This is a genomic window from Bacillus sp. RIT 809 (assembly GCF_016892495.1).
GTDB classification, from domain to species: Bacteria; Bacillota; Bacilli; order Bacillales; family Bacillaceae_G; genus Bacillus_A; species Bacillus_A cereus_U.
In genome coordinates, this window is sequence record NZ_JAFEMR010000017.1 from 73,661 (window position 1) to 93,787 (window position 20,127).

The following is a 20,127-nucleotide window of genomic DNA, read 5'->3' on the forward strand; positions in this document are numbered from 1 at the left end:
CACCTAGGGGGCAATCATAATGAAATTTTTGTCATACCTTACAGTAATTTTGGTGATTCTTGGCGGTTTGAATTGGTTGTTTGTAGCGTTAGATTATAATGTAGTTGAGAAATGGTTTGGTTCTATGCCGGCGCTTGTGGATACTATTTATTGGCTCTTTGGTCTTTCAGCTATTTATCAAATTTTTGATCGGTTCTTTACGAGTAAGTAGCTATTATACTTTATTACTAGAGTGTTAAGTACGATTATGTACTTAACACTTTTTTGTATGTTTATAAAGTAAGCATCAAATATTCCTCACCTATAATTTGTAAATAACCCATGAGATAATCTCCGTACATACTACATGTGGAGTTTTTTTAGGAATTTACAGTTATAACATCTCATATTTTGTTTATAATTGTAAATAGTTATTGAAATGTATAAGTGTTATCCCGCTATTTGCCGGGCTGCCCGTAAAAGTCCGATTGGTGAGGGCTGATAATTAGTGGGGGATGAACAAAACCCCCACTGATTAAAGTTTCACTTTATTTCTTTTTTAATAAATAAAAAATATAAAAAGGAAAAGTAATGCAACTTTTTAACGCGCTTATTCGTGTTATATATGAAAGGAGGAGGGGGATGGAAATTGAAGAAATATATAAGGTTTATATAAACGATGTGTACCGGTATTTATTTTCCCTTTCTCGTAGTCATCACGTAGCGGAGGACTTGATGCAGGAGACTTTTTATCGGGCGTATCTTTATCTAGAAGACTATGAAAACCAAAAGGTAAAATCATGGCTATTTAAAGTGGCATATCATACGTTTATTGATTTTGTTAGGAAAGAGAAAAAAGTAACTTTTGTAGGAACGGAAGAATTAGAGACAATACAAGCAGGAGAATCTACAGAAGAGTATGTAGTCGCAAAAAATAGTTATGAAAAATTAATTCAGATTATTCATACTTTACCAGTGGTAGAGGCACAATCTATTTTATTATGTGACGTACATCAATTAACGTACGAAGAGGGTGCTACTGTATTAGATTTAAAGGTAAACACGTATAAAAGTCACATATTTCGCGGGAGAAAGAGATTAAAAGAATTGTTAAAGGAGGAAAAGAGTCAAAATGACAAATGATAAACCTCATTCTGAACAAGATGATTATAAAGAATTGTTACAAGAAGCTCTTGATCAAAGACCGGCTTCACTTCCTGATGGAAAACAGGAGCAAGTGTTGAAAATAGGTAAAAAAAGAGCGCGTATTACGAATGTTTTGATTGTATTTACTTTTTTACTACTTATTCAACCTATTTTATATATATCTACACTCTTATATTATACAGTGGCACCTACAAACGCAATGGAGATACGGAATGTAGTAAATCAAACGTTAAGTGTAACAGAACCAAATGTATTTTTGAAAGATAGGGACATGGAGCAAACATTGCTACCGCTTAGTTTGCAATTGCATTTTGATTTGTATAAAAGGGTAGGAAAGAAAGATATTCGAATAGGAGAAGAGAAAACAGATTATGTATTAAGTAGAGCAACGAAAGTAAGCCGTGAATATACAACAGATGAAAAAATTCCAGAAGTCCCCTATATAGATAACGAGGTGTTGTCTCATCCTAATAATTATAATGCGTCCTATAATAGTAGCGAAGAAGCGCAGGTATTAAAGGGTCTTCCGCAAGAATCTGTTGTAGAAGCATTTGTATCTTTTAGAGAATTATTAAGTGTACAAGAGGTAACGAATATGTTTCCTACTATTGATATTGTGTGGTATGCCGTTAATACAGGATTAGAGGAGAAGCAAACGAATGAAGAGGGTATGTATGTAGCCCCGATTGGCTTTCCAGCAGAAATGATTTCAAGTCCAAGTGGTGCTTTTGTAAGTGATTTACCTCATGAGGAACAATTTATTGATGTGTTAAAGTCATTACAGAAGCATGAAAATTTAGCAGTGAAGCTATCTAGAGCGAAAGTATTAGAGTTGTCAAAGCGTATTTCTTTCCTTGAAAAAAATGGGATAAAAACATACGGGGCAGTTGTAACTGGGCCTAAAGTAGAAGTTGAAAAATTGATGAGCCACGAAAAAGTTAGAAAATTGAAAGTAGGTGAAGCGAGGTTATGGAATTGGCATTCTTAAAAAAAGGAAAGAATCATATGTATAAACAGGAAACGTGGATGGGGACTATTTCATTAATTATTGCCTTTCTAGCGTTATTGTATTTGAACATTATATTGCTTATTCAAGAAACATTTATAGGTAAAAGTTTTCTGCAAATAGTTGGTATTGGAGTGGTGTGCTCAGTCATAGGTATGATCACAAAAAGCAAAAGTCGAAAATATGCATTGTGGGCATGTAGTTTATTTATTTTTATGCTGCTGTTTTCTATATTTGGATTTATGTTAGGTTGGATGATAAGCTTTGGGCCATAAATATGTGGAAAAGAGCGAATGTAGATTCGCTCTTTTTCTAATGTATAAAAAGTAAAATAGATAAGAGAAGAACCTATCAAATTTGAAAGGAGAGCACTATGCATCTAGGCTGTTGTTTTGTTGATATGTTTTCTGCTCACTTTATATAAAAAAATATTTGCACATGCAAGCGATTCCATTGCGTCTTACGCCGTAATAACGGAAAACAAATTGACCGTGTATTGTATATAGGTTATAATTCAGAAAGTTTAAAAAATAATAAAAATGAGAAATAGGGAGGTTATCTGGGTGATGGAGAGAGTGTATAATTTTTCAGCAGGACCATCTATACTCCCTTTGCCGGTTTTAGAGAAAGTGCAAAAGGAGCTTGTAAATTATAACGGGACAGGCATGTCTGTTATGGAAATGAGCCATAGATCTTCTTATTTCCAAAGCATTATTGATGAAGCCAGCAGCTTACTTCGTGAATTAATGAACATTCCTGATGATTATGAAGTTTTATTTTTACAAGGCGGTGCGTCATTACAATTTTCTATGATACCGTTAAATTTAATGAGTACGTATAAAAAAGCTGGGTACGTACTGACAGGTTCATGGTCTAAAAAGGCGCAGCAAGAAGCCGGAAAAGTAGGGGAAGTGCAAGTGATTGCTTCTTCTGAAAAAGAGAAATTTACTACGATTCCTAAAATGGATGATTTACCAAATGATGAAGAACTAGATTATATACATATTACAACAAATAATACAATTGAGGGGACAAAATATGTGGATATTCCACATGTAGAAAGAGTGCCGCTTGTTGCGGATATGTCCTCAAATATTTTATCAGAACAATATGATGTTACGAAGTTTGGTCTCATATATGCGGGTGCGCAAAAGAATTTAGGGCCAGCGGGTTTAACGATTGTAATTATAAAAAGAGATTTAATTGGCAGTGCAAGTAGTGCTTGTCCTACGATGCTAAACTATGAAACTTACAGTAAAAATAACTCCCTATATAATACACCGCCATCCTTTAGTATTTATGTGACGAAACTTGTACTAGAGTGGTTGAAAGAACAAGGCGGGGTATCTGCGATTGAAGAACAAAATAGAATGAAATCTTCACTTCTTTACAATTTTTTAGATGAATCTAAATTGTTTACTTCACCAGTTGATCCCACGTATCGATCACTTATGAATATTCCGTTTACAACACCGTCAGAAGAGCTTAACAATCAGTTTTTACAAAAAGCGAAAGAACGCGGTTTCGTTACGCTAAAGGGACATCGTTCAGTCGGCGGTATGCGCGCTAGTATTTACAATGCGATGCCAACCCAAGGTGTACAAGAATTAGTAGACTATATGAAGGAATTCGAGCTTGAGAATAGATAGGGAGATGGGGATATGTTTCGTGTTCAGACGTTAAATCAAATTGCGGAAAAGGGTTTGCAAATTTTTGATGGGAATCGCTATGAAATTGGAGACAAAGTAGGTCATCCAGATGGTATTTTACTTCGCAGCTATTCTTTACATCAAGAAGAATTTTCAGAAGATTTAAAGGCGATTGCAAGAGCTGGTGCCGGTGTAAATAATATTCCTGTTGAGCGTTGTACGGAAAAAGGGATTGTAGTATTTAATACGCCAGGGGCTAATGCGAATGCAGTGAAGGAACTTATTATCGCAAGTCTTATTATGTCTTCCCGTAATATTATAAATGGAGTGAGCTGGACGAAAGAGTTGGATGGAGAAGAAGTACCACAGCTTGTTGAAGCTGGGAAGAAGCAATTCGTTGGATCAGAGATAGCAGGGAAACGTCTAGGTGTTATCGGTCTTGGTGCAATCGGTGCTTTAGTTGCGAACGATGCGTTAGCTTTAGGAATGGACGTTGTCGGATACGACCCATATATATCTGTTGAAACAGCATGGCGTCTTTCTACGCAAGTGCAAAGAGCATTTAGTTTAGATGAAATTTTTGCAACTTGTGATTATATTACATTACACATTCCTCTTACGAACCAAACGAAGGGGATTGTTGGTGAACACGCTATAGAGACGATGAAAAAAGGAATGCGTCTATTCAATTTCTCAAGAGGAGAACTTGTAGATGAAACAGCTCTTCAAAAAGCGTTAGAAGAAGATATTATTACACATTACGTAACAGATTTCCCGAATGAAAATGTTATAAAGATGAAAAATGTAACAGCGACGCCTCACCTTGGTGCATCTACGTCTGAGTCTGAAGAAAATTGTGCGGTAATGGCAGCTCGACAATTACGTGAATATTTAGAGACAGGAAATATTCGTAATTCAGTAAACTATCCAAACGTAGAACTTCCGTACATTGGAAAAAAACGAATTACGATTATGCATCAAAACGTTCCGAACATGGTAGGGCAAATTACAGGATGTTTAGCAGAACATCATATTAATATTGCGGATATGATTAATCGTAGTAAACATTCTTGGGCGTACACAATGATTGATATTGATAATGGTATTGATGATATAATTAAAGAGAATATTGTGGAAAATATAAGCAAAATTACAGGTGTTGTAGCCGTTCGAATGATTGTGTAAAGGAGAGAGGAACTTGGCAAATATCCGACCGTTTCGGGCCATCCGTCCAGTAGAAGAAAAAGCTGTGCAAGTGGCAGCTTTACCTTACGATGTATTAAATAGTGAAGAGGCAAGAGAAGTTGTAAAAGGGAATCCATATTCTTTCTTACATGTTGATAAAGCAGAAATTGATTTAGATCCAGCACTTTCACCGTATGATGATCGCGTATATGAAAAAGCGGGTGAAAATTTAAAGCAATTTATACAAGAAGAAGTGTTCGTTCAAGATGAAGAGCCAGCGCTTTATATTTATGAACTGACGATGCAAGGAAGAACGCAGTCAGGCCTTGTCGTTTGTACATCGATTGACGAGTATGAAGACGATACAATTAAAAAACATGAAAGAACGCGTCATGAAAAAGAACTAGATCGCATTCGTCACGTAGATGTGTGCGATGCAAATACGGGTCCTATCTTTTTAACTTATCGTACAAAAGAAGACGTGAAACGTTTAATTGCAAGCTGGAAAGAAGAACATGCGCCAATTTATAAATTTACGGCAGAAGACGGAGTCGAGCATGTTGCGTGGAAGATTGCAGATGAAGAAGTAATTACGACTTTAGTAAATGCATTTGAAGATATCCCTAACTTGTACATTGCAGATGGACATCACCGCTCTGCATCAGCTGCAAAAGTAGGAGTTATGCGAAGAGAGCAATATCCGAATTACACAGGAGAAGAGGAATTCAATTTCTTCCTATCTGTTTTATTCCCTCATGATGAATTATCAATTTGGGATTATAACCGGGTTGTGAAAGATTTAAATGGCTTATCAGTAGAGCAATTTTTAAAGCAAGTGGCGCAATATTTTTATGTGGAAGAAGCAGGTGTTTCACCGTATAAACCAAATGAGCCAAAATCATTTGGAATGTATGTAAACGAGAAGTGGTATAAGCTCACTGTGAAAGAGGAAACATTTGATGCGAATGATCTTGTTAGACGTTTAGATGTATCGATTTTACAAGATCATTTAGTAAGTCAGGTGCTTGAAATACATGATCCGCGCTCAGATTCACGCATTGATTTCGTCGGCGGAATCCGCGGATTAGAAGAACTAGAACGTCTTGTGAATAGCGGTGAATATAAAGCAGCGTTCTCATTATATCCGACATCAATGGAAGATTTATTAACAATCGCAGATGCTGGAGAAGTAATGCCGCCGAAATCAACATGGTTTGAACCGAAACTTCGCAGTGGGTTGTTTGTTCACTCATTAAAGTAAATATAGACTTCTGTAGTTTGGAAAAACCGAAATGATTGTTAATTTCGGTTTTTCTTTTGTAACAAATGGAACATCAGTTTAGTTAATTGTGGACTGTTTTTAAGGAGGAGTATCGATGAAATTGCAAGTAGGCGAAAAAATCACCTTTGAGCGAACTTTTACAAAAGAAGATGTTGTTTTATTTACAGAAGTATCTAGGGATGAGGGAATTCATCATATTACACCAGATGAACAAGGACGATTTGTTGTACAAGGTCTTTTAACATCAACGCTTCCTACGAAAGTTGGCGGTGATTATAACGTACTAGCTCGCAAAATGGATTTTGAATTTTTACGTCCTGTTTTTAGCGGTGATACGATTCGTTGTGACGTAACCATTGAACAATTTGAACCAGATGAAAAAAATCGCACAAAGATTATTGCGATGTTTATATGTAGGAATCAACTTGAAAAGGAAGTAATGAAGGGGAGTTTTTCGGGGATTATTCTTTGATTATTAGGTAGAGAGGTAAAATAAAAATACACCTAATTAATAGGTGTATTTTTTTAGACTTGAAAACCACATATGTATTGGAGATTTCTCTCGGTTACAGTGTAGCACAATGGAATACATAATATTTGCTAAATTGAATGGTTTCCGTATAGATATGGAAATTGAAAACTAAATAGATTTCAATTTTGGTAACTTAAATACCTGTACCATGTTCAGAATTAGCAGGGGCGCCGCCGTCGCCTATACTATAAGCAGGAGCGCCTCCAGTATGTCCCTCAGAAAAAGAAGGAGCTGGTGGAGATGGGAAGTGAGTATGTCCAGCTTGGTTTGTGAAACCTGCGTTTAAGCCAAATGCAGCAATACCCGTAAATGCAATACCTAAAGCGATTTTACCAATTGTTTTTTTCATTTCTTTAACCCTCTTTCATTTGATTTTTTTGCTACTGTACTATTAAAGAAGTATAAACTTGCTTTCTCATGTTGTTGTTTGTTATAAAACGCAAGAGCTAGCTTTTCAAGATACTCAGAAACAAAGATATATAAAGATTCTTTAGTGAAGTATTCAATTCCTTCTAAAACAATCGGTTCAATTTTGTCTAATTCAGTTTGATTCATGAAAGCTTCTAATATAGCAAAGTGATGTTTGTGCTCTTCATTATCTAAGTTAGACACGATTTGATTTCCTATTTTAATGTAATCGTTCGCTTTTTCTGTATGTCCTAATTTTTCATGTTCTTGTGCAAGTAAGAATATAGCTTTGTAGTGAGAAGGGATTTTTTCAACGACCTGTGTCAAGTGACGAATCGCTTCTTCAGATAGATTCTGGCTAGCGTATAAATGTCCTAGGTTACCGCGTACATACAGTTGTAATGATTCTTCATTTAATTTCTGGAGAATATCTAACGCTTTGTTATAGCTTTCTTCAGCTTGTTCAAAATGTCCAACGTCTACATAAGAAGCACCAAGTACACTTAAACAGGAAGAAATATTTCTTTCACATCCGTGTTGCGTTTCAAAAATTTCTAATGCTTTAGAAGCATTTACAATCGCAAAACTCGGTTGTTGTTGGTGACAATGATAAGCTGCGTATCGGTAATAGAAATCAGCCTGTTCAATCTGACTGTGTCCGGATAAAAGTGCCTGTGCTTTTAAGAAATATTCTTCTGCTTCTTGATAATGATTAATTGCTGCAAAATGAATCGCTTTATAATAATGATATAGATAAGATAAGTGTTTATCTTCTGGTTTTTCCTGGTCTTCTATGATTTGAAAACTATCTTTCGTGATTGATAGTCCATCTGTCAGAGCTGTATGTCGGAACTGGAGTAATGCGTAATATAAATGATAGAGTGGAATTGTTTCGGTTTCTTTCAAAAGCATTTCCTCATGTTCTTTTGTAGCTTCTTGAAACTGAACTTGTGCTTCCTTAACGTTTTGCGTTAAGATTGCATGGTACCAAGCTTCTAAATGTTTTGTTGTATATGTATGTCCCTTTAATGAAATGTTCATAATAGCCCCCCTTTATATTCTTTTATATAGTTGCAACTATAATGGTAACACAATTAAAAGTAATTATTTGGAATTTTTTATTGATAAATAATATTCTGAATTTTATAGATGGATAAAACCTGTCAGTCCATGTGTTTTTATGGTGCTGGCTATTTTTTAGGGAGAAACGGGACCACGATCGACTATAGAATCTTAATAAAATGATGTCACATGCACAGTACTAAAATAAAAGTTGAGAAAGTTTGCATGAGATGTGAATAGGATGAGAAGGTAAAACCCTAGCTACATGGCTAGGGTTTTTGTGTTAAATAGTTTCACCGTGAGCTTCTAGTTTCGGAGTTGGAAAATGTTCATGCCCCTCTTGCTTCGGAGCACCGCCGCCCTCACCAATATTATAAGCAGGAGCACCGCCAGTATTGCCGTGTGAATCTAGTTTAGGAGAAGGAGTATCCCCGATGTTATAGGCAGGAGCGCCACCAGTGTCGCCACGGGCATCTAACTTTGGTGCTGTTTCCCCATGTGCTTCTAGTTTCGGAGCAGGCGTATCGCCAATATTAAAGGCAGGAGCCCATGAATCTCCATGTGAATCTAATTTCGGAGCAGGAACATCGCCGTGTTCAGCTTTTACAATGCCTCCATCCCCAATGTTTACACCAAAAAGACCAAAACCAAGTACTGATAATCCTACAACAGCTGTACCAATTTTTCTTTTCAATCTATATCTCTCCTTTTGTATTGTTTTTTCCATTTTGTCTAAACGTGGTAGATAAAATGAAATGAATCGTAAAAAATTACCAATTACATTACGATATACGAATGATTCTGTGTAAGATTTTGTAAAACATCCTTGAAATTTGAATTTTATAAAAATAAATTTCGACAAAAGCCATTTTTTCAATTGGTTGAATAGATTTTGATTGAGTTTTTATAAAGGTATTCGCTAACTTTAAGACCGAAAACTGCTTTTAATTTCTTTATACCGTGCTCATAAGGTTATCTTAGCTTTGAATCAACTTTTGTAATTCGAGAATCTAGTTCTATTACTGAATATTTGAAAAATACAGTATGCAACATTGCATGAGAAAAGTGATTGCTATTCTTTATAACCTGTAACTATAATGGTTACAGGTTGGTCGTAGCCAATCGAACAAATAAAATCATCATGAATGGAGATGTTTCATAATGGGTATGAAAAAATTAATTTTAGCAGGTGCTTTAGGGATCGCAGTATTATCAGGAACGAACTTACCAGGATTAGAAGCAACAAAAGCGAGTGCTGCTTCTATTGAATCGAATTTCTCGACGTTAGAAGGGCGAGTAGTAGAAGTGGATAATGGTGTGATTATCGTTAAATCTAAGCAATACGAAGAACCTGTTAGTGTTTATATTGATTCACTTTCAAATGTGAAAGTAGGGGATGAAGTAAAAGCTACTGGATCTATGATGCGTAATTTTACAGAATATATGGTTGCAACTGCAGTTGAAAATACAACAAACAAGTTAGGCATGCACATGAAAGAAGATGGCTCACCTGATTATGTAATTGGAGAAGTATCAAAAGTAGGAACGATGGAAGATGAGGGAGACGGTGCTACTAAATATGTCGTAGTTGAGTATCCATCGCTAAATGGGAAGAAAGTTATTATTGATGTTTTCTTAACAAAGGGACAAGTATTTAATACGGGTGAGAAAGTGAAAATTGATATGAAGTATGTGGGCTGGGGTGGAAGTTCTATTAACTGGAACACAACGGATCATATCGAAAAGGTTTATGAGGTAAAGGGCAACGTTGAAAATAATGATGATGTTTGGATTTGGTCTTAATTAGACGCCTGTAAATAACAAATGTATCATGCAGTACCCAGCAAATGATCATGTGTATGACAATTTGCTGGGTACTTTTTTGTTTGATGTTTTTTTGAGAATAACGGATTTCCGATTAGAATATGATGTTAACACTGGAGCGAAGGTGAAAAAATACAATATTGAAAGAGGTGTTTAAGGGTGGAGCGAGATGAGGTTTATTTACGAGCTAAAAAAAGGATGGAGAATTTAAAAGCGTTTTACATTCATTTAACGGTCTATATACTAGTTAATTTGATGCTTTTTTTTATAAATATAAGCTCTGATTCAAGTAAATTATGGTTTTTATATCCACTTGGAGGTTGGGGAATCGGTATCGTTATACACGGTTTGACAACTTTTCCAATTGGGATATTCGGAAAAGAGTGGGAAGAACGAAAGATTAAAGAATATATGGAGAAAGATAAGTAAATTTATTTCTGGAGTGTATGAATATAAAATCTCATATAAATCTCTGTGATCAAATGCTTGATGCGAAGTCTATTCTATAGCTTCGCCTATTTGTTTTGTATTCGAAGTTTGTGCGAGTGAGAGTGTTCATATACATTTTTAAGCGTCAATTGCGTGTGAAATCAAAATTTTATTTGTAGTACATAATAAATACAGTTGTTTTACTTTTTTAATTACATGTGGATATAGGAAAAGTTTGTTTATCATCCTATATTAAAATAAAAACAAACCACTGTTCGATTTGAATATTCCACGATATAATGGTGAGAGTTTATGACAGAATAAATATTTACATAAGAAGTGAGGTACTGTATGAAGAAAAGAACGACAGACATTATTTTTATTATTATTGGTGCATTCCTTTTTGCATTAGGTGTGAATTTGTTTGTTATCCCGAACGAGTTTGGTGAAGGCGGGGTAACGGGTATCACGATTATTACCTACTATTTATTTGAATGGTCACCAGGCTTAGTCAACTTAATTCTAAACGCGTTTTTGTTAATAGCTGGCTATAAATTTTTGAATAAGATAACAACAATTTATACGATCATTGCTGTAGTTACTAACTCGCTATTTCTTCATTTGACAGAGGGCTGGTATATTACTTCGGATGAAATGCTCGTAAATGCCATTTTCGGAGGAATATTTATAGGATGCGGGATTGGTCTAATTATTCGTGTTGGCGGAACAACAGCAGGTACTACCATTTTAGCGAGGATGACACATAAGTATTTAGGTTGGAGCATTAGTTATGGTCTATTGTTCTTCGATTTAATCGTTGCTTTTTCATCTTATTTCATCATTGGTGCAGAAAAGCTGATGCTGACAATTATTATGTTATATGTAGGAACGAAAGTGATGGAATTTGTAATTGAAGGTTTGAATCCGAAAAAGGCCATTACGATTATTTCTGATAACCCGGATGAAATTGCCAAAAAGGTGACTACCTTAATGGACAGAGGGGTTACCGTGTACTCAGGTCATGGTTATTATACAAAAACCCCGAAGGACATTCTTTACATTGTTATCAATAAGCAAGAAGTAATAAAGTTAAAACGGATTGTTCAAACTACGGATCCGGCTGCTTTCATCGCTATACACGATGTTCGTGATGTGTTTGGGGAAGGGTTTGTTGATATTTCTAAGGCTTAATAAGAGTTAGAATTAGTTTTTAAAAAGGCAGAAAATGAGCAATATTTTTTATTGAAATAATCTTAATGCGAAAATATGAGAATCTATTTTGATCACTTAATTATCAAGACCTAAATTTTTAAAAAACAAATAAATTCAAGGACATTATATATTTTATATGACTAATATGTAATGTCCTTTCTTATTCCACAATGATACCCGTTTGTTGACGATTAATTTTCATTATGCTTTTTGTGCCGAGTCCAATGCTTTTTTTAATTCGTCCGGTTTTTGAGTGCCGATTACCACTGTGTTATATTTCAACTTTAACTCTATACCTTTCTTTCCATTCATGTTATAGGCCGTTTCACCCTTAAGGTTAAAACGAATTCCCCATCCTCCGAATCTTTTTAGTGGACTGTAAGTAATGCTTTCATAGTGACATATATTTTTGAAAAGGTACTGTTTATATTGAAAATGAAAAGGAACAAAACGAACATAAAGACCTTTTTCACGGACTTCTATAATCAGTTTCAATACCCCAAGCATTAATACAGGAAAGGCAATCCCAAAAAACAACCACAAAGCAATTAACACACCATTGGGAGCTGGTTTATCTCCAAACGGGGTATCAAGGATAATTTGTTGAATGAATCCATACCACATCAGTGCTGCGATCCCAAATATGAGTATCCATACCCAAATTTGTTGTGGTCGCTGAACCTCACGAAAGATAATACGTTCTTGTTGTTTCATTAATAATTGTCACCTCCTAAATGATTTATTACAGGGAATCCTTTTTGATCCAGTAATATGTATCCTTTGTTGTTATTCTCTAAGAGAACCTCTTGTACTCTCATAGCACTTCACCCTTAAAAAAATTAACGCCCAGTCTAAAGACCTCACAACGCTTTCCGTTATGAGATACGTTAGTTACCTAAATTATACAAACTTTTTCGAATTCAGTATACATATAGAGTTTTATTTTTATTATCTGTATAAGTAATCTAATGTTTATAAGAAAAGAGGATATACGCTCATATATTGAACGTAATATCCTCTTCTTAGTTTAGTCTATTTAAAATCTATTTCAAAATGGATTCTTTTTATTTATCGTAAAATATTGGCTTGTAGGTATTATTAATGAACCTTTATTCCAAAGATACATTATCATACGATCTGTTGTACTGTATTGCGGTTCTAATGCGTAGTATCTTTAGTAACATAAATAATTTCACGTAATGGATTTTAAAATTTGGCTAACTGCCATGAAAAAATTAATGCTGGAATTGTTTTTCTTTTCCTTGCAAAAAGTACAATTGTTTCTTAATGTAAGAATGTAGAAGGATGAACAAGAGAGGGTTTAATGAAGATGATACATATTTTATTAGCTGATGATGACAAGCATATTAGAGAGTTGTTACATTACCATTTACAAAAAGAGGGGTTTAAAGTTTTTGAGGCTGAAGATGGGAAGGTAGCTCAAGGCATATTAGAGAAAGAAAATATTCATCTTGCGATAGTGGATATTATGATGCCGTTTATTGATGGCTATACGTTATGTGAAGAAATCAGGAAGTATCATGATATACCTGTTATATTATTAACTGCAAAAGATCAGTTAGTTGATAAAGAAAAAGGATTCATTTCTGGCACGGACGATTATATTGTGAAACCATTTGAACCAGCTGAAGTAATTTTCCGCATGAAAGCATTGTTGCGTCGTTATCAAATGCTGAGTGCTGATATTATTACGCTGCACGGGACGACAATTGACCGAAAAGGGTTTGAAGTGAAGTGTAACGGTCAGACGATTTTGCTTCCGTTAAAGGAATTTGAATTATTATCACAACTTGCTAGTTATCCCGGAAGAACATTTTCAAGAGAAGAATTAATTGAGTTAGTATGGGGAATGGATTTTGAAGGGGATGAACGAACGGTTGATGTTCATGTGAAGCGACTTAGAGATCGTTTCTCAAAACGAACAGACGATTTTCAAATTACGACAGTGCGCGGACTCGGTTATAAGTTGGAGTTGAAATAAGATGAAATCATTGTATTCTAGATTTGTTTTTATGACGGTCGGGATTATGCTACTTAGTAGTATAATTGGCTTTTTATTAACAAATGTGTACTATCAAGTGAAGTTAAAACCTTACAATAGTGAAAAGATTTTAATGTATGCTGAGGAAGTAAAATCATTATATGAAAAGCAAAGTGAAGAAAATAAAGAGGCATACTTACAGTCTATTGCGAAATTAGGATATGAAATTTATATTGTAGATGACGAAAATCATGGAAAGCGTATTGGGAATGCGTTTCGTAAGATAACAATTAGTGATGATACAGTTCATAAAGTATTGCAAGGTGAAACGTTTAATGGCGTTTCTACATATCCAACCCGCTTGTTCATTACAGGGTTTTTCGATAATGAATTAATTAATAGTGTCGGTGTCCCATTAAAACACGGTGATAAACAGTACGCTTTATTTATTCGTCCTGACATTCAGCAACAGTTTGGCGAGATGAGAATTTTCTTAGCGGTACTACTCGGTTTTATCGTTTTATTAAGTATTATTTTTATAGCGATTGCAGCAGGTTATATCGTTCGTCCTATTCGAACATTTACGAAAGCGACTCAAAAGATTGCAAGTGGTGAATATGATATCGAATTAGATGAAAATCGAAAAGATGAAATCGGTACGCTAGCAACTAATTTTCAAAAGATGACGAAAAGTATTAAAGAATTAGATCAAATGAGACAAGAGTTCGTTTCTAATGTTTCGCATGAATTTCAATCACCGCTTTCTTCGATACAAGGTTTTTCGAAAACATTACAATCGGAGAATATGAGTGAAGAGGAAAGAAAACGTTACTTGAAAATTATTGAGGGTGAAAGTAAGCGGATGTCTAGTTTATGTAAACAGTTACTTACGCTCGCTTCATTAGATAAAGAAGAGAAAGTTCTACAAATGAAAGAGTTTCATTTACAAAAGCAAATTAAAGACGTCATTTTTATGCTCGAGTGGAAATGGCGTGAAAAAGATATCGCCGTCGAATTTGATGTGCCGGACATCGTCATAAAAGGTGATGAAAACTTACTTCATCAAGTATGGAGTAATATTTTTACGAATAGCATTAAGTTTTCAAACGATGGTGGGACCGTTGAATTTGCTGTAGAAGAATTAGAGTCTAGCGTTATGATCTCTATATCAGACAGCGGAATTGGCATGGAAAAAGAAGAAATGGATCGTATATTTGATCGTTTTTACAAAGTGGATACAGCAAGGGCAAGAAACGTAGAAGGTAGCGGTTTAGGGTTATCGATTGTGCAGAAAATCGTTGAACTCCATAACGGAAACGTGTCGGTATATAGCACGAAAGGGGAAGGGACGACTGTTCAGGTTGAGCTTCCGAAATAACTGTAAGGGAAGAGGTTGTTTTGGAACAGCCTCTTCTTATTTTTGGCAATTGGTCGATATATTATCACTTACGTGCAAAGTGACAAAAAGTTATTTAAAAAAAGCGAGTCCTTCTATTCCGCAATTGGGCCAATTTGTGGAATAAGATTAGCAGGAAGTTTATTTGAAAATGTAGAATCCCTACAGAGCTATAAGGATGTTATTGAAACTTTAACTATTTAGGGGGATATTACTTTGAAACGAATTGACTTGTTTTTAAACGGACTAGATTCCACATTCGATAAAGAGAGTTGGTATGCACCGTTTAAACATGCTATAGAAGGACTTACAGCCGAACAGGCTATCTGGAAACCATATGGAGAGGCAACTAAAACCATTTGGGAGAACGTTAATCATCTCATTTATTACAAAGAGAGACTTGCTGCAAACTTGGAAGGCCGTGAATGGACACATAATCTCGACGGTGATGAAACCTTTTATCTTACCAATCAATCTAATGGTGATAAGGAATGGAAGAAAGTCGTTGAACGTTCTGCAAATGCTCAACGTAATTTAAGACAGGTATTGAGTGCAATTTCCGAAAAAGAGCTTGAACAAAACTCACTTGAGGGCAAATTACTGGACATCATGCTTCATGATGCTTATCATACAGGCCAAATTATTCAATTAAGGAAAATGCAGGGGGCATGGCCATCAAATCGTTGACTGAGCGTTCTAGTTATTCCATTAAAGGCGTTATTGTTGAATAAAACTTAGATTTTTAAACGACTTTATTGTTTTATTTTTAGTGTAGTGAAGTATCTTACATACAAAATTAAGCAACTATATTTTTAACCCCGTCCTAAATTTAGAACGGGGTTATGCTTGTTTGAGATTTTAAAATTAAATAACTTTATTATCTCTACACATTACGGATTAGATAATACTTTATTTTTACTATAAAGCCGCACCTTTCCCATGTTCTTCCTTAAACCGAACCCCAAAAGTATCCGCTGTAATTTCATCAGCTTTCGGCAGTGAACGTAATTTCGGATGAAGTAGCCATACGAGAGAAATAAATAAAATCCCGATACTAGCGAGCGCAAAAATGAGTTGGCTACTAAATACATTTGCAGTATATCCGCCAATTAAAGAGCCGAACGGCATAGCAATTGTGCCCATACTTCGCATGACTGAATTGATGCGTCCAAGATATTGATTTGGAATTACAATTTGACTGATCGTCGCAAATAATATGTTGGTGGCACCAATTGGTATCCAAGCTAGGCCAAATAAGAAAATAGACAGCCATTGAAAAGGTACAACCGTAGAGAGGAACCAAAAGAAAGCGCCAGCTGCAAAGCTAATAATGGAGACACGACCAACATTACGTTTACCAACCCATGAACTGAATAATGCTCCAATGAGACTACCAGCGGATATAGCGGCTAAAAAGAAGCCGTATAGTTTTACGCCACCTAAAGAGTCTGCAAAAGAAGGTAGTATTGCCATCGTCATACCGATGGAAAAATTAGCGACAACTGAACCGATTAAGAAAACGCCCATTAAAGAACGAAAGACGATTGAAAAGCCTTCTTTTAATTCAGAGAAATATTGTTTAACCGAAAACGATGTATTATCTTCAGAAGGGAAGTCTGTATTGGCTTCTGCTTGTTTCGGCATTTTCAACGAGATAAATAAAAGCGCAGTAATAGCAAATGTAAAGGAGTCGATCACATATAAAGTAATTGCGCCAAGTAGTGCTACTAATATTCCAGAAAGAGTCGTGCAAATTAAATCAATGCCTTGATATGCAAATGAAAAGAGTGAGTTTCCTTTTAATAATTGTGTTTTATTCAGTAGAAGTGGTAAAGCTTTTGATTGTGCGGGATAGGCGAATTGTTCGATAAAGGCTACGATGGGCATAATGATGAGTAGTAGTTGAACTGTTAATAGATCGAAGTAGTGTGTAATAGGAATGATTAATATAAGAATGCATTGCAGAACTTGTGTGATGACGAGGGTGTTTTTGATTGACCATCTATCAACGAATGGACCAGTAAGAAATTGTAATGCAGAAGGTAATAATGTAAGGAAACCAGCCAATCCAGAATAAAAAGGATTACCACTCAGCTCATATACGAGCCACATCGCTGCTACATAATACAAGCTATCTCCTATGTTTGTAAAAATTCTCCCTAAAAATAATAAGAGGAAATTCCTGTTTTTTAATATGTCCACTTTATCTACTCCTTTACAAAAAAATTATTCGGTAAAATAAATTTGACCGTTTATGTAAAAAAAATCGTATTACGATTTTTCTTCTTTTTTAACGAATCGTTGCATTGCTCGTTCGTCGATTTGCAGTGCAGTAGTAGAAATGTAATAAGATTTACTATTTGGATCTTTATCTGCATCTTTTGTGATCTCGTTTAATTCAGACATCACTTCATAAAACTTTTTCACCCACACTTGAAATTGTTCTGGCGTAGCATCAAACTCCCAGCAAGATGAAACGTAATTCCACTCAGCTGGATTTTCACTTACTTTTCGTAATGTAAAAGCTTCTTCAGGTGCAGCGAGAATATGGCTTTTCGTCATTTCCGTCATTTGTAAAAAGATTTGGCGACCGGATTCGCTTAATATTTCTAAATGAGGTAATAGGTTCGCGGCAGGGGTGAAGCCTTTAGCGGCAGATTGATAAAACTTTTGAATGATGCCATTCTTTTCTTCTGTATAAACAATCTCTATAAAACCATTCTTTTCTAATTCTTTTAAATGATAATGAATTTTCGCCCTTGAAATGCCGAATTTCTCAGATAGTAGTTGTCCTGTATAAGGACGTTCGCATAGACGCATCATCATTTCGACACGTAGTGGGTCGCTTATTGCTTTTAATTGGCTATAAGTAGTTAGTGTTAACATGGGCTTCAAAATGATCAACTCCTCAAATTAAATTACTCGGTCAATATTATTTGACTGAATTGTATCAAGGATTTTAGTTATTTTCAATACTTTCTGAAAATTTACCCCGCATTAACGTGCAGTAAGACTCCCACCTCAAAACTCAGCTGGAGCGAAGAAGTTAGGTGGGAGTTCGACTGCACGTAAAAGCCCGATTGGTTCAACTAGTAATCAGTGGGGATGAACCTCCCACTGATTAAAGTTTCACTTTAATCTTTCTTCTGTAATCTTCTGTTCATATTCCGTTCATATTTCTTTTTTATTATAAGTGCATAGAAAGTAATAGGAAGGAGCGAGCGAAATGTTTTTAGCTCTGCGTGAATTAAAACAATCAAAATTAAGATATGGATTAATCGGACTTATTATGGTGTTATTATCATTTTTAGTCCTTGTAATTTCAGGATTAGCAAATGGATTATCATATGATAATGCTTCATCGATTCAAAATATGGAGGCAAATAAATTTGTATTAGCGGATGATGCGGAAAATAAATTACTTCGTTCACAAATTAAGCAAGATGATGTAGATAACGTAGTAAATCAAGTGGGCGAGAAAGAGGCCGTTCCGTTTCGTGTAAAAAATTCAACTTATGAAAAGAAAGGTAGTTCGAAAAAAGTTGATGTCGCTATTTTCTCAAGTGAACGCGATTCATTTTTAGAACCGAAAATTGTCGAAGGTGAGAAGTTAGGTACAGCAAACAACGAAATGGTTGCTGATGAATCAATTAAAGAAAAAGGAATCGATATTGGGGATACAATTATTGATCCTGTTTCAAAGAAAGAATTTAAAATCGTTGGATTTACGAAAAATCAAATGTTTAGCCATACACCAGTCGTTTATGTAAATGAAGACGTATGGGGCGCTATTTCACAACCAAACCAAAAAGATTATAGTGCAATTGCACTTAATACAGATAAAGAAATTAAAAATGCACATGTTATCGACAAAAAAGAAGTATTACAAAGTATTCCAGGATTTAAAGAAGAGCAAGGAACATTAACGATGATCATTGCGTTCTTACTTGTTATCGCTGCGTTACTAATCGGTGTATTCTTCTACGTAATTACGTTGCAGAAAACGCAGCAATTAGGTGTACTAAAAGCAATCGGTACAAAGAACACTTATTTAGCAAATAGCTTAGTCGTACAGGCGTTATTCTTATCAGTTGTGGCGATGATAATCAGTATTGTTCTTGTACAAGGATTAGAACAAATTTTACCAGCAGGTATGCCGTTCTTATTAACAACACCGATGATTGCACAATATGCAGCAATCTTTATCGTAATTAGTATTTTAGGAACACTTATTTCGTTATACCAAGTATTAAAAGTTGATGCGTTAGAAGCAATTGGAGGCGGGATGTAATGACTTCATTATTAAAATTAGATAAAGTTAGTAAAGTGTACGGAGAAGGGAATACTGAAGTAACAGCCCTTCATCCGATGTCGCTTGATGTGAAAGCTGGAGAGTTTATCGGAATCGTCGGTCCTTCTGGATCAGGGAAAAGTACGTTATTATCAATCGCGGGTGCATTACTATCACCGTCAAAAGGGGATATTTACATTCGTGAGAAAAATATTACGAAGTTATCACAAAAGGAAATGACAGACATTCGTTTGAAAAAAATCGGCTTCATTTTCCAGTTTGCAAATCTTGTTCCATATTTAAATGTAAAAGAACAATTGCTTTACATTGCTAAGCTTAAAAAAGATAACAAACAAGAATCTGAACAGCGTGCGAATCACTTATTAGCAGCATTTGGATTAGGAGAAAGAAAAACTCATTATCCAAATCAACTATCTGGTGGGGAAAAACAAAGGGTAGCAATCGCTCGTGCTTTCATGAACAACCCAGATTTAATATTAGCTGATGAACCAACTGCAAGCTTAGACTCAAAACGCGCACGTGAAGTCGTTGAAATGATGAAACGTGAAGTGAAAGAAAGTCAAAAAGCAGCTATTATGATTACACATGATGAAAGAATGCTTGATGTATGTGATCGTATATTAACGCTTCGAGATGGCAAATTAGTATGATGAAAAAGGAACTCTTACGATTGTAAGAGTTC

General features: G+C 35.2%; 22 protein-coding genes. 16 read left to right on the forward strand and 6 right to left on the reverse strand.

The window, feature by feature from the left end; translation table 11 throughout:
* Nucleotides 1–19 precede the first annotated feature (19 nt).
* The 8 genes from JTF23_RS18700 to JTF23_RS18735 all read left to right on the forward strand — a co-directional run bounded on the left by JTF23_RS18700 (nucleotide 20) and on the right by JTF23_RS18735 (nucleotide 6,740).
* Entirely contained in the window at nucleotides 20–211 is a 192-nt protein-coding gene (locus tag JTF23_RS18700; protein ID WP_002084566.1) for a DUF378 domain-containing protein, read from the forward strand.
* A gap of 410 nt (nucleotides 212–621) precedes the next feature.
* Nucleotides 622–1,122, forward strand: a complete 501-nt coding sequence (locus JTF23_RS18705) for a sigma-70 family RNA polymerase sigma factor (protein ID WP_033714735.1) — start codon at nucleotides 622–624, stop codon at nucleotides 1,120–1,122.
* Nucleotides 1,112–2,134, forward strand: coding sequence for an anti-sigma factor (locus tag JTF23_RS18710; RefSeq protein ID WP_002110720.1), 1,023 nt, complete (start codon nucleotides 1,112–1,114; stop codon nucleotides 2,132–2,134). Before JTF23_RS18705 ends, JTF23_RS18710 begins: the two co-directional genes overlap by 11 nt.
* Nucleotides 2,116–2,427 (forward strand): hypothetical protein, encoded by a 312-nt coding sequence (locus JTF23_RS18715; RefSeq protein ID WP_002110719.1) that lies wholly within the window; start codon nucleotides 2,116–2,118, stop codon nucleotides 2,425–2,427. Before JTF23_RS18710 ends, JTF23_RS18715 begins: the two co-directional genes overlap by 19 nt.
* 291 nt (nucleotides 2,428–2,718) lie before the next feature.
* Nucleotides 2,719–3,801: a 3-phosphoserine/phosphohydroxythreonine transaminase gene (gene serC / locus JTF23_RS18720; protein ID WP_002110718.1), complete on the forward strand. Its 1,083-nt coding sequence runs from the start codon at nucleotides 2,719–2,721 to the stop codon at nucleotides 3,799–3,801.
* Between the two features lie 12 nt (nucleotides 3,802–3,813).
* Nucleotides 3,814–4,986, forward strand: a complete 1,173-nt coding sequence (locus JTF23_RS18725) for a 3-phosphoglycerate dehydrogenase family protein (protein WP_016105381.1) — start codon at nucleotides 3,814–3,816, stop codon at nucleotides 4,984–4,986.
* Nucleotides 4,987–4,999: 13 nt separating this feature from the next.
* Entirely contained in the window at nucleotides 5,000–6,247 is a 1,248-nt protein-coding gene (locus JTF23_RS18730) for a DUF1015 domain-containing protein (RefSeq protein WP_204209366.1), read from the forward strand.
* A gap of 115 nt (nucleotides 6,248–6,362) precedes the next feature.
* Entirely contained in the window at nucleotides 6,363–6,740 is a 378-nt protein-coding gene (locus tag JTF23_RS18735) for a hotdog family protein (RefSeq protein ID WP_204209367.1), read from the forward strand.
* Between the two features lie 193 nt (nucleotides 6,741–6,933).
* On the opposite strand, the gene JTF23_RS18740 is transcribed toward JTF23_RS18735, so the two are convergent.
* From JTF23_RS18740 to JTF23_RS18750, 3 genes are all read right to left on the reverse strand, one after another.
* On the reverse strand, nucleotides 6,934–7,149 hold the full coding sequence (locus JTF23_RS18740) for a hypothetical protein (protein WP_204209368.1): 216 nt from the start codon (nucleotides 7,147–7,149) through the stop codon (nucleotides 6,934–6,936).
* Complete coding sequence (locus tag JTF23_RS18745) at nucleotides 7,146–8,249, reverse strand: tetratricopeptide repeat protein (protein ID WP_204209369.1); 1,104 nt, start codon at nucleotides 8,247–8,249, stop codon at nucleotides 7,146–7,148. The genes JTF23_RS18740 and JTF23_RS18745 overlap by 4 nt, the downstream gene beginning before the upstream one ends.
* Nucleotides 8,250–8,553: 304 nt before the next feature.
* Nucleotides 8,554–8,964 carry a hypothetical protein gene (locus JTF23_RS18750; protein ID WP_078181086.1) on the reverse strand — a complete coding sequence of 137 codons (411 nt, stop codon included), beginning with the start codon at nucleotides 8,962–8,964 and terminating at the stop codon, nucleotides 8,554–8,556.
* 467 nt (nucleotides 8,965–9,431) lie between these two features.
* Between JTF23_RS18750 and JTF23_RS18755 the strand changes: the two genes are divergently transcribed.
* The 3 genes from JTF23_RS18755 to JTF23_RS18765 all read left to right on the forward strand — a co-directional run bounded on the left by JTF23_RS18755 (nucleotide 9,432) and on the right by JTF23_RS18765 (nucleotide 11,714).
* Nucleotides 9,432–10,073, forward strand: coding sequence for a hypothetical protein (locus tag JTF23_RS18755; RefSeq protein ID WP_131231419.1), 642 nt, complete (start codon nucleotides 9,432–9,434; stop codon nucleotides 10,071–10,073).
* A gap of 180 nt (nucleotides 10,074–10,253) precedes the next feature.
* Entirely contained in the window at nucleotides 10,254–10,523 is a 270-nt protein-coding gene (locus JTF23_RS18760) for a 2TM domain-containing protein (RefSeq protein ID WP_078174921.1), read from the forward strand.
* A 351-nt stretch (nucleotides 10,524–10,874) separates the two neighbouring features.
* The gene (locus JTF23_RS18765) at nucleotides 10,875–11,714 is read left to right on the forward strand and encodes a YitT family protein (RefSeq protein WP_078181084.1); all 840 of its coding nucleotides are present in this window, start codon (nucleotides 10,875–10,877) and stop codon (nucleotides 11,712–11,714) included.
* Nucleotides 11,715–11,936: 222 nt separating this feature from the next.
* On the opposite strand, the gene JTF23_RS18770 is transcribed toward JTF23_RS18765, so the two are convergent.
* Nucleotides 11,937–12,449, reverse strand: coding sequence for a DUF6141 family protein (locus tag JTF23_RS18770; RefSeq protein WP_002033084.1), 513 nt, complete (start codon nucleotides 12,447–12,449; stop codon nucleotides 11,937–11,939).
* A 610-nt stretch (nucleotides 12,450–13,059) separates the two neighbouring features.
* On the opposite strand from JTF23_RS18770, the gene JTF23_RS18775 reads away from it, so the two are divergent.
* The 3 genes from JTF23_RS18775 to JTF23_RS18785 all read left to right on the forward strand — a co-directional run bounded on the left by JTF23_RS18775 (nucleotide 13,060) and on the right by JTF23_RS18785 (nucleotide 15,820).
* Nucleotides 13,060–13,737 carry a response regulator transcription factor gene (locus tag JTF23_RS18775; protein WP_002066188.1) on the forward strand — a complete coding sequence of 226 codons (678 nt, stop codon included), beginning with the start codon at nucleotides 13,060–13,062 and terminating at the stop codon, nucleotides 13,735–13,737.
* A gap of 1 nt (nucleotide 13,738) precedes the next feature.
* A complete protein-coding gene (locus tag JTF23_RS18780) occupies nucleotides 13,739–15,115 on the forward strand; it encodes a sensor histidine kinase (protein ID WP_204209370.1) in 1,377 nt (458 codons plus the stop codon).
* Between the two features lie 234 nt (nucleotides 15,116–15,349).
* On the forward strand, nucleotides 15,350–15,820 hold the full coding sequence (locus JTF23_RS18785; protein WP_002110703.1) for a DinB family protein: 471 nt from the start codon (nucleotides 15,350–15,352) through the stop codon (nucleotides 15,818–15,820).
* Between the two features lie 231 nt (nucleotides 15,821–16,051).
* On the opposite strand, the gene JTF23_RS18790 is transcribed toward JTF23_RS18785, so the two are convergent.
* Both JTF23_RS18790 and JTF23_RS18795 read right to left on the reverse strand, forming a co-directional pair.
* Nucleotides 16,052–17,335: an MFS transporter gene (locus JTF23_RS18790; RefSeq protein ID WP_204209371.1), complete on the reverse strand. Its 1,284-nt coding sequence runs from the start codon at nucleotides 17,333–17,335 to the stop codon at nucleotides 16,052–16,054.
* Between the two features lie 69 nt (nucleotides 17,336–17,404).
* Nucleotides 17,405–18,028: an ArsR/SmtB family transcription factor gene (locus JTF23_RS18795; RefSeq protein WP_204209372.1), complete on the reverse strand. Its 624-nt coding sequence runs from the start codon at nucleotides 18,026–18,028 to the stop codon at nucleotides 17,405–17,407.
* Nucleotides 18,029–18,359: 331 nt separating this feature from the next.
* On the opposite strand from JTF23_RS18795, the gene JTF23_RS18800 reads away from it, so the two are divergent.
* Nucleotides 18,360–19,424, forward strand: a complete 1,065-nt coding sequence (locus tag JTF23_RS18800; protein WP_002110700.1) for an ABC transporter permease — start codon at nucleotides 18,360–18,362, stop codon at nucleotides 19,422–19,424.
* Nucleotides 19,424–20,095 (forward strand): ABC transporter ATP-binding protein, encoded by a 672-nt coding sequence (locus JTF23_RS18805; protein WP_204209373.1) that lies wholly within the window; start codon nucleotides 19,424–19,426, stop codon nucleotides 20,093–20,095. Before JTF23_RS18800 ends, JTF23_RS18805 begins: the two co-directional genes overlap by 1 nt.
* Nucleotides 20,096–20,127: the final 32 nt, after the last annotated feature.

Bases quoted from the DNA above. Each gene is read 5' to 3' on its own strand.
- JTF23_RS18780 (WP_204209370.1), top strand. From the start codon at position 13,739: ATGAAATCATTGTATTCTAGATTTGTTTTTATGACGGTCGGGATTATG.
- JTF23_RS18725 (WP_016105381.1), top strand. From the start codon at position 3,814: ATGTTTCGTGTTCAGACGTTAAATCAAATTGCGGAAAAGGGTTTGCAA.
- JTF23_RS18700 (WP_002084566.1), top strand. From the start codon at position 20: ATGAAATTTTTGTCATACCTTACAGTAATTTTGGTGATTCTTGGCGGT.
- JTF23_RS18770 (WP_002033084.1), bottom strand. From the start codon at position 12,449: ATGAAACAACAAGAACGTATTATCTTTCGTGAGGTTCAGCGACCACAA.
- JTF23_RS18745 (WP_204209369.1), bottom strand. From the start codon at position 8,249: ATGAACATTTCATTAAAGGGACATACATATACAACAAAACATTTAGAA.
- JTF23_RS18775 (WP_002066188.1), top strand. From the start codon at position 13,060: ATGAAGATGATACATATTTTATTAGCTGATGATGACAAGCATATTAGA.
- JTF23_RS18740 (WP_204209368.1), bottom strand. From the start codon at position 7,149: ATGAAAAAAACAATTGGTAAAATCGCTTTAGGTATTGCATTTACGGGT.
- JTF23_RS18715 (WP_002110719.1), top strand. From the start codon at position 2,116: ATGGAATTGGCATTCTTAAAAAAAGGAAAGAATCATATGTATAAACAG.
- JTF23_RS18735 (WP_204209367.1), top strand. From the start codon at position 6,363: ATGAAATTGCAAGTAGGCGAAAAAATCACCTTTGAGCGAACTTTTACA.
- JTF23_RS18710 (WP_002110720.1), top strand. From the start codon at position 1,112: ATGACAAATGATAAACCTCATTCTGAACAAGATGATTATAAAGAATTG.
- JTF23_RS18765 (WP_078181084.1), top strand. From the start codon at position 10,875: ATGAAGAAAAGAACGACAGACATTATTTTTATTATTATTGGTGCATTC.
- JTF23_RS18800 (WP_002110700.1), top strand. From the start codon at position 18,360: ATGTTTTTAGCTCTGCGTGAATTAAAACAATCAAAATTAAGATATGGA.
- serC (WP_002110718.1), top strand. From the start codon at position 2,719: ATGGAGAGAGTGTATAATTTTTCAGCAGGACCATCTATACTCCCTTTG.
- JTF23_RS18705 (WP_033714735.1), top strand. From the start codon at position 622: ATGGAAATTGAAGAAATATATAAGGTTTATATAAACGATGTGTACCGG.
- JTF23_RS18805 (WP_204209373.1), top strand. From the start codon at position 19,424: ATGACTTCATTATTAAAATTAGATAAAGTTAGTAAAGTGTACGGAGAA.
- JTF23_RS18755 (WP_131231419.1), top strand. From the start codon at position 9,432: ATGGGTATGAAAAAATTAATTTTAGCAGGTGCTTTAGGGATCGCAGTA.